At 69.7% G+C, this 18,616-nt stretch carries 12 protein-coding genes; 8 read left to right on the top strand and 4 right to left on the bottom strand.

Annotated elements, in window-relative coordinates:
- Positions 1-102: 102 nt before the first annotated feature.
- Positions 103-1,785 (top strand): MFS transporter, encoded by a 1,683-nt coding sequence (locus tag ACYQPG_RS27710; protein ID WP_419830726.1) that lies wholly within the window; start codon positions 103-105, stop codon positions 1,783-1,785.
- A gap of 551 nt (positions 1,786-2,336) precedes the next feature.
- On the opposite strand, the gene ACYQPG_RS27715 is transcribed toward ACYQPG_RS27710, so the two are convergent.
- The 4 genes from ACYQPG_RS27715 to ACYQPG_RS27730 all read right to left on the bottom strand — a co-directional run bounded on the left by ACYQPG_RS27715 (position 2,337) and on the right by ACYQPG_RS27730 (position 7,632).
- Positions 2,337-2,747: a hypothetical protein gene (locus tag ACYQPG_RS27715; RefSeq protein WP_461232178.1), complete on the bottom strand. Its 411-nt coding sequence runs from the start codon at positions 2,745-2,747 to the stop codon at positions 2,337-2,339.
- A gap of 308 nt (positions 2,748-3,055) precedes the next feature.
- Entirely contained in the window at positions 3,056-4,654 is a 1,599-nt protein-coding gene (gene purH, locus ACYQPG_RS27720) for a bifunctional phosphoribosylaminoimidazolecarboxamide formyltransferase/IMP cyclohydrolase (RefSeq protein WP_461232179.1), read from the bottom strand.
- Positions 4,655-4,725: 71 nt separating this feature from the next.
- Positions 4,726-6,462: a heparinase II/III family protein gene (locus ACYQPG_RS27725; protein ID WP_461232180.1), complete on the bottom strand. Its 1,737-nt coding sequence runs from the start codon at positions 6,460-6,462 to the stop codon at positions 4,726-4,728.
- Positions 6,463-6,693: 231 nt separating this feature from the next.
- Entirely contained in the window at positions 6,694-7,632 is a 939-nt protein-coding gene (locus tag ACYQPG_RS27730) for a metal ABC transporter solute-binding protein, Zn/Mn family (RefSeq protein WP_461232181.1), read from the bottom strand.
- Positions 7,633-7,781: 149 nt separating this feature from the next.
- Here ACYQPG_RS27730 and ACYQPG_RS27735 point away from each other — a divergent pair, with 149 nt between their 5' ends.
- The 7 genes from ACYQPG_RS27735 to ACYQPG_RS27765 all read left to right on the top strand — a co-directional run bounded on the left by ACYQPG_RS27735 (position 7,782) and on the right by ACYQPG_RS27765 (position 18,614).
- Positions 7,782-8,303, top strand: a complete 522-nt coding sequence (locus ACYQPG_RS27735) for a Spy/CpxP family protein refolding chaperone (RefSeq protein WP_419831094.1) — start codon at positions 7,782-7,784, stop codon at positions 8,301-8,303.
- A 144-nt stretch (positions 8,304-8,447) separates the two neighbouring features.
- Positions 8,448-10,208: an ABC transporter ATP-binding protein gene (locus tag ACYQPG_RS27740; protein WP_461232182.1), complete on the top strand. Its 1,761-nt coding sequence runs from the start codon at positions 8,448-8,450 to the stop codon at positions 10,206-10,208.
- A gap of 116 nt (positions 10,209-10,324) precedes the next feature.
- Positions 10,325-11,413, top strand: coding sequence for a branched-chain amino acid aminotransferase (locus ACYQPG_RS27745; RefSeq protein WP_461232183.1), 1,089 nt, complete (start codon positions 10,325-10,327; stop codon positions 11,411-11,413).
- A 214-nt stretch (positions 11,414-11,627) separates the two neighbouring features.
- Entirely contained in the window at positions 11,628-13,421 is a 1,794-nt protein-coding gene (locus tag ACYQPG_RS27750; protein WP_147909849.1) for a DEAD/DEAH box helicase family protein, read from the top strand.
- Positions 13,422-13,571: 150 nt separating this feature from the next.
- A complete protein-coding gene (oxlT, locus tag ACYQPG_RS27755) occupies positions 13,572-14,858 on the top strand; it encodes an oxalate/formate MFS antiporter (protein WP_147909848.1) in 1,287 nt (428 codons plus the stop codon).
- A gap of 91 nt (positions 14,859-14,949) precedes the next feature.
- Positions 14,950-16,698, top strand: a complete 1,749-nt coding sequence (oxc, locus tag ACYQPG_RS27760) for an oxalyl-CoA decarboxylase (protein ID WP_461232184.1) — start codon at positions 14,950-14,952, stop codon at positions 16,696-16,698.
- Positions 16,699-17,042: 344 nt separating this feature from the next.
- Positions 17,043-18,614, top strand: coding sequence for an ABC transporter substrate-binding protein (locus tag ACYQPG_RS27765; protein ID WP_419830730.1), 1,572 nt, complete (start codon positions 17,043-17,045; stop codon positions 18,612-18,614).
- The last annotated feature ends 2 nt before the right edge of the window (positions 18,615-18,616 follow it).

An 18,616-nucleotide genomic window follows, 5' to 3' on the forward strand; every position in this document is an offset into this window, starting at 1 on the left:
TACAGTCACGCATACGTGATCTGCGCCCCGTGCAGGGCCCGCAGTCCGTAGATTCGCAGCCGACGCCATCGGCCGCACGTGTCGTCAGGGAGGAACCGGGTCATGGCTGGGGCAACTGCGATCCCACGGGCGGGGGACGCCGCGAGGCCGATGAGTTCGGCCGAGAAGCGGGTGATCTTCGCCTCCTCACTCGGCACCGTGTTCGAGTGGTATGATTTCTATCTCTACGGGTCGCTCGCCGCGATCATCGGCGCCCAGTTCTTCTCGGCCTACCCGCCGGCGACCCGGGACATCTTCGCGCTGCTGGCCTTCGCGGCCGGCTTCATCGTCCGGCCGTTCGGCGCGCTGGTGTTCGGGCGGATCGGCGATCTCGTCGGGCGCAAATACACCTTCCTGATCACGATCCTGATCATGGGCCTGTCGACCTTCATCGTCGGCATCCTGCCCAACGCCGCCACCATCGGGATCGCGGCGCCGATCATCCTGATCGTCCTGCGGCTGGCCCAGGGCCTCGCGCTCGGCGGCGAGTATGGCGGCGCGGCGACCTACGTGGCCGAGCACGCCCCCAATGGCCGGCGCGGCTTCTACACGAGCTGGATCCAGACCACGGCGACGCTGGGCCTGTTCCTGTCGCTGCTGGTGATCCTGGCGACCCGGAGCCTCACCGGCGAGGCGGCCTTTGCCGAGTGGGGCTGGCGCATCCCGTTCCTGGTCTCGGTCCTGCTGCTCGGCATCTCGGTCTGGATCCGGCTGCAGCTGTCCGAATCGCCGGCCTTCCAGAAGATGAAGGAGGACGGGAAGACCTCGAAGGCGCCGCTCACCGAGGCGTTCGGCCAGTGGAAGAACGCCAAGTTCGCGATCATCGCCCTGTTCGGCCTCGTCGCCGGCCAGGGGGTGGTCTGGTACACGGGCCAGTTCTACGCGCTGTTCTTCCTGCAATCGATCCTGAAGGTCGACGGCTACACGGCGAACCTGCTGATCGCGTGGTCGCTGCTGCTCGGCACCGGCTTCTTCGTGGTGTTCGGCTGGCTGTCGGACAAGATCGGCCGCAAGGTGATCATCCTGGCGGGCTGCGCGATCGCGGCGGCGACGTTCTTCCCGATCTTCAAGGGCATCACCGCCACCGCCAACCCGAAGCTCGAAGCCGCGATCGAGAACGTGAAGGTCACCGTCTCGGCCGACCCGGCCGCCTGCGGGACCTTGTTCAATCCGGTCGGCACCCGGGTGTTCACGGCGCCCTGCGACCTCGCCCGGGACTTCCTGTCGAAGGCCTCGGTGAAATACGCCACCGCGCCCGGCGCCCCCGGCCAGCCCGCGACGATTCGGGTGAACGACACCGAGATCGCCTATCCGCAGGGCGGCGCGCCGGAGGCCAACAAGGCCGTGACCGCTGCGCTCCAGGCGGCCGGCTACCCGAAGGCCGGCGACGCCGACATCGTCAAGATGGCGAACCCGTTCGACATCTTCCGGCCCCAGGTGGCGCAGGTGATCGGCCTGCTGTTCATCCTCGTGGTGTTCGTGACGATGGTCTACGGCCCGATCGCCGCCATGCTGGTGGAGCTGTTCCCGACCCGGATCCGCTACACCTCGATGTCCCTGCCCTACCATATCGGCAACGGTTGGTTCGGCGGCCTGCTGCCGGCCACCGCCTTCGCCATGGTGGCCCAGACCGGGGACATCTATTACGGCCTCTGGTACCCGATCGTCATCGCGGTCGCGACGGTCGTCATCGGGCTGATCTTCGTGCCCGAGACCAAGGATCGCGACATCTTCGCCGATACCTGATCCGACCCACGACCCTCCTCAGGTGACGACACCCGGGCCGCCGACGCGGTCCGGGTGTTTTCGTTTCCAGGGTCGCGGTGGGACCTGCGCGGGCGGGCTCGGGGGCTGCTGCCTCCGGTGCGCTTCGTCACGCATCCGCTCCGACAACTTCGGTACTGGCTGATCGGCAGCCTATTGAGGATCCCGCCTCATGAAGAAGGGACGGCCAGCCTCAAGATTGGCATTGCCGCGAATTCGGACACGAAAAGGCTATTATTATTTTGCACCCAATGGTACGGGCAGCTCCGAAGTCGGCCGACACAAACACACAGGTTGTATGCTGACAACCGCTTGTTGCCGATCAAGAATCAGTCTTGGTGGAACCAAAAGCGGTTCTCTTCCGTCTTCGATACGCTTTGAGACACAAGAGGGAACGGATCGTGGACGAGGCTGTGACGCACTTACATCGCAGGGCCGGACGCAGGCCGCCGCTCGTCGCAGTTATCGGTGCCAACACAACCATGATTGCCGTCTGGGCGCTTATCTACAACCTCGCCGGCGGTCCGGTCTGGCTATGGTAGCGGCGATTGGCGGTTGCGTTTACCGTCGAAATACCCGCTGCAATAGGCTCCGAACAGGTATCCGGACTGGTGCGCGGTGAGATAGCCGAGGATGATCAGCACGTGGAGCAGGTCGAGACCGGGGCCGAACGCGAACAGAAGCACGGCGCCGACCAGGATCAGAAACGACGTCGCGATCATGACCAGCATGGTATAAGCCCAGCCGATCAGCAATCCGATCACGAACAGAACTGCAGCGAGTAACATCGCGTCACCTGGCCCAAGGTTGTTCAGCGCAGGACACTGAAACAACATCCCCGAAATGGGGGCTCCGAAGCCCAATGCCACGGGCACCGCACACGCGATCCATGAAGAGAGCGCGTAGTCCGACGACAAAGTTCCGTCGAGCGGCAAATTTTTCATGACGCCCGGGCGCCAAAATATCAAGCCCCGGATAGATCCGACGCAAATCGTGTCAAATGCCGCGTATTCGGCTATCTATTATTCTGTTCTGTAAAATCGATTCTGCTAGACCGGCTTGTCGCTGGTCGAGGCTGCGCCAATAGATCGGTCGGCAAGCTACCGGCGGGCGCATCCGCCGCGTCTCAAGCCTTCGCAGCGGCGCACGTTTCTCCGCAAAGCGTTAACGCCGAACCGCCCCCGGAGCGGCGGCGGCGAACCACCGCTCCGTCGTTTGCGCGAACGTCGCGATCTCTGCCGGATCGGGGCCGTCAGTGACGGAAGTGACGGTGGCCGGTGAACACCATGGCCAAGCCCGCCTCGTCGGCGGCCGCGATCACCTCGGCGTCGCGCATGGAGCCGCCCGGCTGGATCACCGCCGTCGCCCCCGCCTCGGCCGCGGCCAGCAGGCCGTCGGCGAACGGGAAAAAGGCGTCCGAGGCCACGACGGATCCCACCGCCAGGCTGTCGGCGAGCCCCAGGCGCTTGGCACCCTCGGCGGCCTTCCAGGCGGCGATGCGCGAGGAATCGACCCGGGACATCTGGCCCGCCCCGATTCCCACGGTAGCGCCGCCCTTAGCGTACACGATGGCGTTCGACTTCACGTGCTTGGCGACCCGGTAGGCGAAGCGGAGGTCGGCCAATTCGACCTCGCTCGGCGCGCGCTTGGTCACGACCGTGAGCGGCATGTCGTCGACCACGACCGCGTCGCGGCCCTGGACCAGCAGCCCGCCGGAGAGGGTGCGCACGGTCTCGCCCGGCGCCCGCGGGTCGGGCAGGCTGCCGGCCAGCAGGAGGCGCAGGTTCTTCTTGGCGGCCACGATCGCGGCGGCCTCCGGGGTCGCGTCCGGGGCGATGATCACCTCGGTGAAGATCTCGACGATCCGGCGGGCGGCCTCCGCGTCGAGCGTCCGGTTCAGCGCGACGATGCCGCCGAAGGCCGAGGTCGGGTCGCAGCTCAGCGCCCGCTCGTAGGCTTCGAGCAGGCTCGCCCCCTCGGAGACGCCGCAGGGATTGGCGTGCTTGATGATCGCCACCGCGGCGGCGCGGGCCGGATCGAACTCGGCGACGCATTCGTAGGCGGCATCGGTGTCGTTGAAGTTGTTGTAGGACAGCTCCTTGCCCTGCAGCTGGCGCGCGGTCGCGACGCCGGCCCGGACCTTCCCGGGCGCCCGGTAGAAGGCGGCCGACTGGTGCGGGTTCTCGCCGTAGCGCAGGCCCTGCGCCAGCGCGCCCCCGAAGGCGCGGAACTGGCCGGGCGTCTCGGTGCCGAACTGGACCGCCATCCAGTTGGCGATGGCGGCGTCGTAGGCAGCGGTGCGGGCGAAGGCCTTCTGGGCCAGATGCCGGCGCAGTTCGGACCCGATGGCGCCGCCGGTCTGCTCCAGCGCCGCCAGCACCGCGGGGTAATCCGAGACGTCGGTGACGACCGCGACGTCGGCGTGGTTCTTGGCGGCCGCGCGAATCATCGCCGGGCCGCCGACGTCGATGTTCTCGATGCAGTCGGCCTCCGGCTTGTCGGCCGCGATGGTCGCCTCGAACGGGTAGAGGTTCACCACCAGCAGGTCGATGGCCCCGATGCCGTGGGCGGCGAGCGCGGCCTGGTGCTCGGGGTTGTCGCGGATGGCGAGCAGGCCGCCATGCACCGCCGGGTGCAGGGTCTTCACCCGCCCGTCCATCATCTCGGGGAAGCCGGTCAGGTCGGCGACCTCGGTGACCGGCAGGCCGGCCTCCTGAAGGGCGCGATGGGTGCCGCCGGTCGAGATCAGCGCAATGCCGCGGGCATGCAGCGCCCGGGCGAAATCGACGAGGCCGGCCTTGTCCGAGACCGAGAGGAGCGCGCGGGAGACCCGCACCTTATCGTGCGCCATAGCTGCTTGCCGAACCTTGTGATTTCGGCGCGCGGTAGCATGGAACCGGTGCGGGGGGCCAGCCGCCCCAGTCAGGGCGCGATGGCGCCCCGCATCGGCGCCGAGGCCAGGCGCTCGAAGCTCCAGCGCACCTCGACGTCGTCGGAGACGCGCAGATACAGAACGATCTGGTCGGTACGGCGCGGCCCGGTCAGGCCGGAAAAGTACACGCTCTCCTCGATCGCGATCTCCGCGGCCGACGCCCGGAACACCCAGACCTCGCCCAGCGCGGAGGCCAGTTCGAGCCCATCCGGCACCCCGCGCACGGCGATGCCGGGATGCAGGTGGAAGCGGATCGCCACGTCGTGGCCGCGCACCCGGGCCTTGCCCTGGCGCAGGAACGCGTCCCGGCCTTCGAGCCGGGTATTCGTGGGGAACAGCTGCCAGCGCCGCTCGTGCACGATGCCGAAATCCGGGGCGTAGCCGTCGTGCCGGGCGGCGAGCATCACGCTGTCGGCCTCCTCGACCCGCTCGGACGCGACGGCGGCGGGACCGCGCAGGACCACGGCGCCGCGCCGGCGGATCAGCCACGCGGCCGCCAGGCGCTCGCCCCACCACCCGGTCGCGGTGAGGAATCGGCAAGAGGACGCGTCGGCGACGCTGGCGGTGGAATGGGCCGGCGTGGAGCGGGCCAGCAGGCGCAGGTCCGGCCCGCTGGCGGGCAGGCCGCAATTGACCACGATGCGCTGCGGCCCGCTCGACATCTCGAAGGCGAGGCAGCCCGCTCCGGCGTTGAGCGAGTAGGGCAGCGGCGGGCTCTTGCCGACATCGGCGACCACGATGACCCGGCCGCCCTCCAGGCGCTCGTAGCCGGAATTCGGCGCGTGCATCATCGGCCGGGCGAGCGCGCCGTCGTAGACCAGGAGCGTCGCGAGATGGTCGGCATCGGTGGCGCCCATGCCGTTGAAGTGGCTGAGTGAGGCGTCCGGGTGGCGCAGGAGCCGCAGCAGCGGCAGCATCCGGTCCACCGCCCGCAGCAGCGCGGCCGGCGGCTCGACGCTGCGGCTGAGATAGCTCTGGCGCAGGGGCAGGAGATCGAGGAGCAGCTCCATGGCGTAGCGCGGGTCGCGGGAGCGGTGGCCGCCGTCGGTCAGGATCTGCCGGTCGAGCTCCCGCGACAGGATGCGGGTCGCCCGGCGCAGGATCGGCTGGATGCCGTCGCAGCACAGGCCGGCGTAGCAGAGCGCCACGGCGGCGCTCAGGCGCCATTGCGGCGGCACGCCCCGCCGCAGGTCGCGCTCGAGCTGTTGGGCGTTGCGCGCGATGGCCTTGAGGAAGTTCTGGTAGAAGGTGTGGTCGGCGCCCTCGAGAACGAGGGGCGACTGGCACAGGAACGAGATCAGCCGCCGCGCCGCCACCGGGGTGTGGCGGGCCAGCGCGGCATCGCCCCGGCCAGCGATGAAATCGGCCACGAAGGCGCGGGCATTAGCCCGGGCGAGCGCGGTGTCGGCCGCCCGGAGGTGGCGCAGCCAGCCGAAGCCGTAGAGCTCATCGGCCCATTCCAGCGAGGGCGCCGCGTAGTCGAAGGGCGAGCCGCCGCTCGCCGCCAGCGAGCGTCCGGCGAAGACGAACAGGCCGGAATAGATGTCGTCCGCGAAGGTCGCGTCGGAGGTGCGCAGGTCCTGCGGGGCGATCACCAGCCCGGTTACGCGCATCCGCGTCAGGATGTCGGGCGAGGCGGTCAGGCTGGCGCCGACGGCACGGAGGGTCCGCGCGGCCTCGCGCCCCACGAGCCGATAAAAGCGCCAGCGGTCAGGCCCCCAAGCCACGCAATATCCCAGCCACGCGATCTCCGAGCCACGCGATCTCGCCAGGCCCCAAGGGCCCGAGCCCCCGGGTACGAGGATCGGCTGGCACCCGTTTCGTTTCAGGGTAGAGGCGGCCTCTTAACCGGCAGTTTACGCTATGTCATTCCCGGGGCGGGAAAGAATGCGGGCTTGCGCACGCGCCGGTTGAAGCACCGGGGCGGATCGGGGTGCATAAGCCGCGGCTCCGGCGGCTCAGCCCGGGGCCAGGGCCGCGTCGAACGCCCGCAGATTCGAGCGCATCATGTCCAGGTAGGTCGCCGCCGGCCCGTCCGAACCAGACAGGGCGTCCGAATAGACCTTGCCGCCGATCCGGGCGCCGCCCTCCCGCGCGATCAGCTCCATCTGGCGCGGATCGCTGATGTTCTCGAGGAACACCGCCGGCACCTTGTCCCGGCGGATCTGCCGGATGATCGTCGCGACGTCCCGGGGGCTCGCCTCGCTGTCGGTGGACACGCCCTGGGGCGCGATGAAGCGCAGCCCGTAGGCGTCGGCGAAGTAGCCGAACGCATCGTGGGTGGTGATGATCCGGCGGTTCGCCGGGGGGATCTTCTCCACGGCCTGTCGCACCGCCGTGTCGAGACGATCGAGCTCCGCCGTGTAGGCCTCGGCGGCCGCCCGGTAGGCGTCGGCATGGGCCGGATCGACCTTCGCCAGGCTGTCGCGGATGTTGGCGACGTAGATCCGCACGTTGGCGACGCTCTGCCAGGCATGCGGATCGACCGCGTGGGTGCCGTGGTCGTGCCCGTCCTCCGCATGCGCGTGATCGTCGACGGCCGCGATGGTCTTCACCCCCGCGGAGACGACGACGACCGGGGCGCGGGTGCCCGAGGCCCGGATCAGCCGATCGAGCCAGCCCTCCAGCCCGAGGCCGTTGACGAACACGATGTCGGCTCCTGCGAGCTTCTTGGCGTCGGCCGGGGACGGGCTGAAGCCGTGCGCGTCGGAATCCGGGCCGACCAGGGTGGTCACCGCCACGTAGGGTCCGCCGACCGCGCGCACGAGGTCGCCCAGGATCGAGAAGCTCGCCACCGCGCGGACCTTCTCGCCGTCCGGGGCCGCCCGGGCCGGGGGAGACACGCCGAGCCACAGGGCGAGGCCCGCGAGCCACGCCAACCGAACCGTCCCGCGCACCTGTCGTCCTCCCAATCCACCGGAGCCAGCGAGCCTGTAGTGTAACAATGTTACATACACAAGCGGGATACACGGGGGGGCCCCTGATGCGGGTCGTGGGCCGCCGCCGGGTCATCGCCGCGGCAGCCGAGCGTAAGATGGAGCATGCCATGACTGGACGTTTGAGTGCCGCCCTTCTCGTCACCGGTGTTCTCGGCCTCGGCCTCGTCGGCGCGGCCGCAGCGCATGACCGCGGTCCTGACGGCGCGCGGGGCCACGGGCGCTGGAGCGCCCTGACCCCGGAGGATCGGGCCGCCTTCGCGGATGCCCGGATCGCCGGCCTGCATGCCGGGCTGAAGCTCAATCCCGACCAGGAGAAGCTGTGGCCGCCGGTGGAGGCCGCCCTGCGCGACATGGTGAAGTTGCGCCAGGAGCGGCGCGCGGCGATGCGCGATCGTCCGAAGATCGCCGACGACGCGCCGGCCGCCCTGCGGGCGATGGCAGACGCCACGACCGCCCGGGGCGAGGCCCTGCGCAAGCTCGCCGACGCCTCGCAGCCGCTCTACGCGAGCCTCGACGAGGGCCAGAAGCGGCGCGCGATGATCCTCGCCCGCCCGATGGGCGGCCATCGCCACGGCGGCTGGCATCACCACCGCGACGGCGAGCGCGGCCCTGGCGGCGACGACCGCTGACGGCACGGCGCCCGATCAAAAACCTAAAAATCTAAAAATCCAGAAGAACCAAAAAACTTGATCCGCGGCGGCAGCGGCTGCAAACCGCTGCCGCCGCGGGTCTTGCCAAAGGAGCCCGGTGAAAGGCCCGAACCGGTAAGCTCCATGGCGCGCCTGCCCGGCGACACCGTCCCCCTCCTCGCCCGGCTGTGGCGCACTTGGCTCTATCCCCACCGCGGGACGCTCGCCGTCGTGCTGGTGCTGATCGCGCTGGTGGGCGGCTCGACCGGGCTGTACCCGGCCCTGATCAAGGCCGCCTTCGACGCCTTCGACCGCAAGGACGCGGCGGCGATCGCCTACGGGCCGCTCGTCGTGATCGTGGTCACGGCGCTGCGCGGGTTCTCCCTGTTCGGCCAGACGGTGCTGACCAACCGGGTCGTGACCCGGGTCGAGGCCGACATGCAGGCGGCGCTCTATGGCCACCTGATCGACTCCGACCTCGCCCAGCTCGGCCGCGAGAGCCCAGCTGCGCTGACCCAGCGCTTCACCACCGATTTCGCCTTCATCAAGGAGGCGCTGACCCGCATCTCCACGGTCCTGCTGCGCGACATCGCGATGCTGATCGGCCTCGTGGCGGCGCTGGTCTGGATGGACCCGGTGCTGACGCTCGTCGCCGGCCTCACGGTGCCGTTCGTGGCCGGCCCGATCGGTCGGATCGGCAAGAAGCTCCGGCGGGTCTCGACCACCACCCAGGAGCAGATGGGCGCCACCGCCAGCCTGATCTCCGAGAGCCTGCAGGGCGCCCGGGTCGCCAAGACCTACGCCATGGAGGGCTACCTCAAGGGCCGGGCCGCGCAGGCACTGGACGAGGTGCGCCGCCTCAAGATGAAGGCCGCCAACGCCCGCGGGCGCCTCGACCCGCTGCTGGAGGTGGGCGGCGGCATCGCGGTGGCGGGGGTTCTGGTGCTGGTCGGGCAGCGGGTGCTGTCCGGCGAGCGGACGGTCGGCGATTTCACCGGTTACGTGGCGGCGCTCCTGCTCGCCGCCCAGCCGGCCCGGGCACTGGGCAACCTCAACGCCATCCTGCAGGAGGCGGCGGCGGCGTTGCGGCGCTATTTCGATGTGATGGACGAGGCACCCCAGATCCGCGAGGCGCCGGATGCGGCGCCGCTCGTCGTCACCGCGGGGGAGATCCGGTTCGCGGGCGTGCAGTTCCGCTACCGCCCGGACGCCCCGGCGCTGGAGGGGATCGACCTCACGGTCCCCGCCGGCGCCGCCACCGCGCTGGTCGGGCGCTCGGGCTCCGGTAAGTCCTCGCTGCTCAACCTCGTGCCGCGGCTCTACGACGTCACCGCCGGCCGGGTGACCATCGACGGGCAGGACGTGCGCGCCGTGACGCTCGCCTCCCTGCGGGCCGCCGTGGCGGTGGTCTCGCAGGAGGTCGTGCTGTTCGACGACACGATCGCGGTCAATATCGGCTTCGGCCGCCCCGGGGCGAGCCGGTCCGAGATCGAGGCGGCCGCCCGCGCCGCGGCCGCCCACGACTTCGTGACCGCCCTGCCGGAGGGCTACGATTTCCGGGTCGGGCCGGCCGGCAACCGCCTCTCTGGCGGCGAGCGGCAGCGAATCGCCCTGGCCCGGGCCTTCCTGAAGGATGCGCCGATCCTGCTCCTCGACGAGGCGACCTCCGCGCTCGATTCGGAATCGGAGCGCCTCGTCCAGGCGGCGCTGACGCGTCTCATGCGCGGGCGCACCACCCTGGTCATCGCCCACCGCCTCTCGACGGTGCGGGAGGCCGACCGGATCGCCGTGATGGAGGCCGGCCGGGTGATCGAGACAGGGCGGCACGACGACCTGATCGCGGCCGGCGGCGCCTATGCCCGCCTGCACCGGATGCAGCTATCGGATCCGACGCCGACCGCGTGAGGCCACGCCCACACAAGTAGGCGGCACGACACATGCGCCGCATGAGCCATGCGCACGCTCCGTAGATTCATCCGCGGGAGCGCGGCATAAGGGCTTGTGTCTATGAGGACCCTACCGTGAGCGACCTGACGTTCGAGACCCAAGCCCATCCCGCCCGCCGGACCGACGCCGAGCGGGCCGCGCTGATGACGAATCCGGGCTTCGGCAAGGTGTTCACCGACCACATGGTGGTGGCCCGGTACTCGGCCGGCCGCGGCTGGTACGACGCGCGGATCCAGGCGCGCGAGGCGATCCCGCTCGATCCCGCCGCCGCGGTGCTGCATTACGCGCAGGAGATCTTCGAAGGTCTCAAGGCCTACCGCACCGCCGATGGCGGCGCGGCCCTGTTCCGCCCCGATGCCAACGCCCGCCGCTTCCGACTCTCGGCCGAGCGCATGGCGATGGCGCCGTTCCCCGAGGACGCGTTCGTCGAGGCCATGCGCAAGCTGGTCGAGATCGACCGCGCCTGGATCCCCGACACGCCCGACGGCAGCCTCTATCTGCGGCCGTTCATGATCGCCAACGAGGCGTTCCTGGGCGTCAAGCCGGCTTCGGAATACCTGTTCATCACCATCGCCTCGGCGGTGGGCTCGTACTTCAAGGATCCGACCGGCACGGTTACGGTCTGGGTCTCCGAGCACTTCACCCGGGCGGCGCCGGGCGGCACCGGCGCCGCCAAGTGCGGCGGCAACTACGCCGCCAGCCTCGCCGCGCAGGCGGAGGCCACGCGCCAGGGCTGCGAGCAGGTGGTGTTCCTCGACGCGGCCGAGCGCCGCTACATCGAGGAGCTCGGTGGGATGAACGTGTTCTTCGTCTTCGCGGACGGCACGCTGCAGACCCCGCCGCTCTCCGACAGCATTCTGCCCGGCATCACCCGCGATTCGGTGATCACCCTGGCCCGGGAAGCTGGCCTCACCCTGAAGGAGGAGCCCTACACGATCGACGCCTGGCGCACCGACGTCCGCGCCGGCCGGCTCACCGAGGCCTTCGCCTGCGGCACCGCCGCGGTGATCACCCCGATCGGCACCGTGAAGGGCCGCGAGGACAACTTCACCATCGGCGACGCGGTGGCGGGCCCGGTGGCGCGCCGGCTGCGCGGCATGCTGGTCGATATCCAGCGCGGCACGACCGAGGACTCGCACGGCTGGTTCCAGAAGGTCTTCTAGGGTCTTGGCGTGGCGGAGAGCGGGGGCTGTATGCCCGGTTCGTGCCCTCCGCCGCGCATCCCCCTCCCCCTCTGCGGCGGGGGTCGGGAGGGGAGCGCCGCGTCCGGAAAGAGTGCGCCAGAGGTGAAGTCCTGAACCGTCGCCCCGCCCCTCTCCCGACCCCTGCCAAGGCAGGGGCCGCCCTGACCCGCAGAAGGGAAAGGGAGACGCGCGGATGACGGAAGCGGCAGCCAGCTCACCGGAAACAGCTGCCGGCCCCTGGAATCCAGGCGTCCAGTCCGACCTGCCGGCCGCCTTCACGCCGCTGATCACCGTCTACCGGCCCGAGCACGTCGAGACGCCCCTGCGCGACGCGCTGGAGATGAGCGACCTGTGCGGGCTGCCGGCCCGCCAGCTCACCCGGATCAAGCCATGGCGCTTGGTCGTCCACGAGGTGCTGATCCGGGTCATGTCCGACCTGTCGGTGCCGGTGGGCGAGGTCTACGCCGATCTGGGCGTGAATTTCCGGTCGATCGTGTCGGCAATCCTGCGCGAAGGCGTCGAGCCCCGGCTCGGCGAGGTCGAGGCGGCGCTGGCGGCGCTGCGTGCCGAGGCCGACGCGGTGCTCCGGCGCGAGATCGCCGCGATCCTCGACGACCCGCCGGCCCCGGCCGCGCCGGAGCCCGGATGGCTCGACCGGCTGCTCGGGCGCCGCCCGCCGCCGCCGAGGACACCGCCCCGCCAGGATCCGGCCACCCGGGCGCTCAACCATCTCGAAGCCTGGCAAAGCCGGGCGATGCTGGCCGGAGACGGACTGGAGATCGCCGCCTGCGAGGCCCTGCGCAGCGTCGTCTCCGGCATCCTGGCCCGGCAGAACACGCTGATCCGCGATCCCGCCCTGCTGCGCGGCATCGCCGGGACCCTGGTCTCGAACGGCTACGGCAGCCGCCGCATCGGCGAGTTGATCGAGCCCTGGATCGCCGCCGTCGTCGAGGCCCGCGGCTACCGGCGGCTCGCTCCGCAGGCCCACCCGGTGGTGATGAACGTCAAGGGCGCCTCGGCTTCGGGCAAGAGCACGATCCGACCCTACCAGCTCGGGCTGGCGCGCCGCCTCGGGATGGCGTGGTCCGACTTCGCGGTGATCACGCCGGACGTCTGGCGCAAGTTCCTGCTCGACTACGACAGCCTCGGACCGGCAACCCGGTATGCCGGCACGCTCACCGGCTACGAGGTCGAGATGATCGACATGAAGCTCGACCGCTACGTCACCCGCAAGGCGGCCGAGCGGCGGATCTCGAACCTGCTGATCGACCGCTTCCGGTTCGACAGCTTCCAGGCCGAGGCCGGCTCGGATGGCGGCGGCCAGCTGCTCACCCGATTCGGCGAGCGGGTCTACATGCAATTCATGGTCACGCCGCCGGCCGACACGGTGGAGCGCGCCTACAAACGCGGCGAGCAGTTCGGCCGGTTCAAGGCGGTCGAGGACCTGCTGGCCCACAACGTCGAGGCTTATACCGGCATGCCGCGCCTGTTCTTCAACTGGGCGCTCGCCCGGGACAAGCAGGTCGTCTGCGAGTTTCTGGACAACAGCGTGCCGCAGGGCGAGCGCCCCCGCACCATCGCGTTCGGGGCCGGGGGCGTCCTGAACATCCTCGACGTGAAGGGGCTGATCGACGTCGAGCGCTTCCGCAAGGTCGACATCTTCGCGCGCGCCCCGGACGCGGTGTTTCGCGGGGTGGATCTGGCAGCCGGCGCCAACACGCGCTTCCTGCGCGACTGCCTGCGCAGGATGGACGCGGTCCGGTTCGCCCGCGCCGAGACCGGTCGCGTGTTCCTGCGCCTCGACCGCGGCCGGGTCACCGGCCTGGATCGCCAGGCCCTTGCGGACGCCGACGGCGATCCCGACTGGGACGCGGCCCGGGCGGTGATCGGGATCCCCGAGGATCAATCTGGGATTCCGGAACTGGACGAGACGCTGGTCCCGGCGGACGAGCCGACGCTCGGCAGTTGGGGTCCCACGCCGGCCTGATGTCGATGGAACAATATTTCCGAGACTGACAGCGAGCCGAAGCCTTCACGGTCTGGTATATTGCATGCCTGGGTCGAATATGCATGATTGAGCCGGCACGAGACAGACGCGCCGGCTCAAGGACGCGCCGCCCACGAGAGAGGCTCAGGGATGGAACGCCAGGATTCGCCGTCGGCGAAATGGTGGCAGCTCGCCTTCGGCGTGATCTGCATGGCCATGATCGCCAACCTGCAATACGGCTGGACGCTCTTCGTCGATCCCATCGACCAACGCTACCATTGGGGGCGGGCGGCGATCCAGCTCGCCTTCACGTTGTTCGTCGCCACCGAGACCTGGCTGGTGCCCGTGGAGGCCTGGTTCGTGGATCGCTACGGTCCGAGCCTCGTGGTCGCCTTCGGGGGCGTCATGATCGCCCTGGCCTGGACCATCGACGCCTACGCCGACAGCCTGGCGCTGCTCTACCTGGGCGCGGTGGTTGGCGGAATCGGCGCCGGCTCGGTCTACGGCACCTGCGTGGGCAACGCGCTGAAGTGGTTTCCGCATCGCCGCGGCCTGGCCGCCGGCGCCACCGCGGCCGGGTTCGGCGCGGGTGCGGCGATCACGGTCGTGCCGATCGCCCGGATGATCGCCACGAGCGGATACCAGGACGCGTTCCTGTATTTCGGGATCGGCCAGGGTGCGATCGTGCTCGCCCTCGCCTTCCTGCTGCGTAAGCCCGTCTCCGCCGCCCCGATCCAGCGCAAGAGCCTGCGCCTGCCGCAGACGAAGGTCGACCGCAGCCCCCGCGAGGCGGTGCGCACGCCGGTCTTCTGGGTGATGTACGCGATGTTCGTCATGGTCGCCTCGGGCGGCCTGATGGCGGCGGCGCAGATCGCCCCGATCGCCCAGGACTTCCACGTGGCCGGCGTCCCGGTGAGCCTGTTCGGCCTCCAGATGGCGGCGCTGACCCTGGCGATCTCCCTGGACCGGATCTTCGACGGCTTCGGCCGGCCGTTCTTCGGCTACGTCTCCGACCATATCGGCCGCGAGAACACGATGTTCATCGCCTTCTCGACGGCGGCGCTCGCGGTGATCGTGCTCCTCACCTACGGCCACCACCCGATGGTGTTCGTGTTCGCCACCGCGGTCTATTTCGGGGTGTTCGGCGAGATCTACTCGCTGTTCCCGGCGACCTGCGGGGATACGTTCGGATCGAAATACGCCGCCAGCAATGCCGGCCTGCTCTACACCGCCAAGGGCACCGCGGCGTTCCTGGTGCCGTTCGCCAGCCTCCTGTCGGCGGCCTACGGCTGGTCGGCGGTGTTCTCGCTGATCATCGGGCTCAACGTCGCCGCCGCCGCGCTCGCGATCTTCCTGCTGCGGCCGCTGCGCGCCCGCTACCTCGCCGAGGCCGAGCATCCTGCGGCGCTCGCCGTCCAGCCGATCCGGGTGGTCTGAGCCACCCCGATACCCGCGACACACCGATGGCCCGGAGCCTGCACCGGGTCGGAACGCCAGAACCGAAGCCGAATTTCCGGGAGACACCGCGATGACCGCACTGGCAAAGATCGTCCACACCGCCCCCGAGGTCGAGGCCGAGCCGGATCTCACCGACGGCTTCCACCTCGTCATCGACGCGCTCAAGCTCAATGGCATCGAGACGATCTACGGCGTCCCGGGCATCCCGATCACCGATCTCGGCCGCATGGCCCAGGCCGCGGGGATACGGGTCGTGTCGTTCCGGCACGAGCAGCATGCGGGCAACGCCGCCGCGATCGCGGGCTTCCTCACCCAGAAGCCGGGCATCTGCCTCACGGTTTCGGCACCGGGCTTCCTGAACGGCCTCACGGCGCTGGCCAACGCCACCACCAATTGCTTCCCGATGATCCTGATCTCGGGCTCCTCTGAGCGCGAGATCGTCGATCTTCAGCAGGGCGACTACGAGGAGATGGACCAGCTCGCCATCGCCAAGCCCCTGTGCAAGGCGGCCTTCCGGGTGCTGCACGCCGCCGATATCGGCATCGGCGTCGCCCGGGCGATCCGTGCGGCCTGCTCGGGGAGGCCCGGCGGCGTCTATCTCGACCTGCCGGCCAAGCTGTTCTCGCAGGTGATGGAGGCCGAGGCCGGCCGGAAGTCGCTGGTGAAGGTGATCGATCCGGCTCCGGCCCAGCGCCCTGCCCCCGACGCCATCGCCCGGGCGCTCGACGTGCTGAAAAATGCCCGCCGTCCGCTGATCGTGCTCGGCAAGGGCGCCGCCTACGCCCAGGCCGACGACGCGATCCGCAGCCTCGTGGAGACCAGCGGCATCCCGTACGTGCCGATGAGCATGGCCAAGGGCCTGTTACCCGACACGCACCCGCTCTCGGCCGGCGCCGCACGCTCGACGGCGCTGAAGGATTCGGACGTGGTGCTGCTGATCGGCGCCCGGCTGAACTGGCTGCTGTCGCACGGCAAGGGCAAGAGCTGGGGCGAGCCGGGCTCGACCAAGTTCATCCAGATCGACATCGAGCCGCGCGAGATGGATTCGAACGTCGAAATCGTGGCGCCCGTGGTCGGCGACATCGCGTCCTGCGTGCAGGCGCTGCTGGACGGCATGGGCCAGGGCTGGCAGCAGCCCCCGGCCGACTGGATCGACACGCTCAAGGCGAAGCGCGAGGCGAACATCGCCAAGATGGCGCCCAAGCTCATGAGCAACGCCTCGCCCATGACCTTCCATGCCGCGCTCGGCGCCCTGCGGACCATCGTGAAGGAGCGGCCCGACGCGATCCTGGTCAACGAAGGCGCCAACACCCTCGACCTCGCCCGGGGCATCATCGACATGTACCAGCCGCGCAAGCGCCTGGATGTCGGCACCTGGGGCATCATGGGCATCGGCATGGGCTTCGCCGTCGCCGCCGCGATCGAGACCGGAAAGCCGGTCCTGTGCGTGGAGGGCGACAGCGCCTTCGGCTTCTCCGGCATGGAGGTCGAGACGGTCTGCCGGTACGGGCTGCCGATCTGCATCGTCGTGTTCAACAACAACGGCATCTACCGCGGCACCGATTCAGACCCGACCGGGCGCGACCCGGCCACCACGGTGTTCGTCAAGGATTCCCGCTACGACAAGATGATGGAGGCGTTCGGCGGCGACGGCTATCACGTCACCTCGCCGGACGAGCTGACCCGTGCGGTCAACGCCGCGATGGATTCCGGGCGGCCCTCGCTCATCAACGCCGTGATCGACCCGGCCGCCGGCAGCGAGAGCGGCAATATCGGCAGCCTCAACCCGCAGAGCGGGATCAAGAAGAAGGCGGTGTGAGGTCGGCTGGACAAAACCCGTCTTGAGGACCCGCGGGCCCCCTCCCCCCTCTGCGGGGGAGGGTGGGCCGGCCGTCAGGCCGGGTCGGGAGAGGGGCAGCGCGACGGTGCAGGGTGTGGCACCCGTCGCACCTTGTCCGGAAGCGGCGCTCCCCTCTCCCGACCCGCTTCGCGGGCCACCCTCCCCCGCAGAGGGGGGAGGGGTATGCAAGTGGGCCGGGCCATAGCGCTCATCTGTCGGCAAAGTAATGCTTTTAGCCTGCACATGAGAAACGACCGCCCGCCCCTCCCCATGGCCCGCCTCGTGCTAAGCTTCGGCGATATTCACCTCAAAGGTGCGCCGACATGCTGACCAGACGATCCTTCGTGGCCCTCTCGGGCGCGGCGCTCGCCGCCCCGGCGCTGGCGCAAGGCACGGCCTCCCGGGTTCTCAAGTTCATCCCGCAGGCCGACCTGACGGTGCTCGACCCGATCTGGACGACGGCCTACGTGACCCGCAACCACGGGCTCGCGGTGTTCGACACGCTGTTCGGGACCGATGCCAGCTACGCCGCGCAACCGCAGATGGTCGCCGGCCACGTCGTCGAGGACGACGGCAAGCTGTGGCGGCTGACGCTGCGGCCGGGGCTGATCTTCCACGACGGCACGCCGGTCCTGGCCCGCGATTGCGTCGCCAGCATCGGCCGCTGGGCCAAGCGCGACCCGATGGGCCAGACGCTCATGGCCTACACGGACGAGCTCTCGGCCCCTGACGACCGCACCATCCAGTTCCGGTTGAAGAAGCCCTTCCCGCTCCTGCCCGACGCGCTCGGCAAGGTCGGCTCGCCGATCTGCGCCATCATGCCGGAGCGGCTCGCCAAGACGGACGCGTTCACGCAGGTGACCGAGATGGTCGGCAGCGGCCCGTTCCGGTTCAAGGCGGACGAGCGGATGGTCGGCGCCCGCGTCGTCTACGAGCGCTTCGACAAATACGTCCCCCGCGACGGCGGCGAGCCGCAATGGACCTCGGGTCCCAAGCGCGCGTTCCTCGACCGGGTCGAGTGGCATGTGATCCCCGATCAGGCCACCGCCGCCTCGGCCATGCAGACCGGCGAGATGGATTGGTGGGAGCAGCCGCCCGCCGACCTCGTGCCCACCTTGGGCAGCCTGAAGACCTCGATCAAGGACCCGACCGGGCTAATCGGCTGCCTGCGGATGAACCAGCTGCTGCCGCCGTTCGACAACCCGGCGATCCGTCAGGTGCTGCTCAAGGTGGTCGACCAGACCGACTTCATGCAGGCGGTGACCGGCGACGACCCGAAGCTGAGGCACGTCCCGACCGGCTTCTTCTGTCCCGGTCTGCCGATGGCGAGCGAGGCCGGCCTCGACGTGCTGACCGGCAAGCGCGACTTCGACGCCGCCAAGAAGGCGCTCGCGGCGGCCGGCTACAAGGGCGAGAAGGTGGTGCTGATGGGCGCCTCCGACTTCCCGAGCCTGAAGGCGCTGGCCGACGTGGCGGCCGACATGCTGACCCGCGCCGGGTTCAACGTCGATTATCAGGTCATGGATTGGGGCTCGGTGGTCCAGCGGCGGGCCAAGCGCGACCCGATCGCCCAGGGCGGCTGGAGCGTCTTCTGCACCTTCTGGGCCGGGCTCGACCAGGCCAACCCGGCCGTCAGCGCCTTCCTGCGCGGGACCGGGGCCGATGCGCCGGTGGGCTGGCCGACCAGCGCGAAGCTCGAGACGCTCCGCCAGGACTGGCTCGACGCCCCCGATACCGCCGCGCGCAAGACGCTGGCGGACGCCCTGCAGAAGCAGGCCTTCGCGGACGTGCCCTACCTGCCGCTCGGGCAGTACTTCAACCAGACCTCGTACAAGCCTTCGGTGACCGGGGTGCTCGACGGCGTGCCGGTATTCTGGAACGTCAAGAAGGGCTGAGC

The organism is Methylobacterium sp. CM6246 (assembly GCF_054818005.1).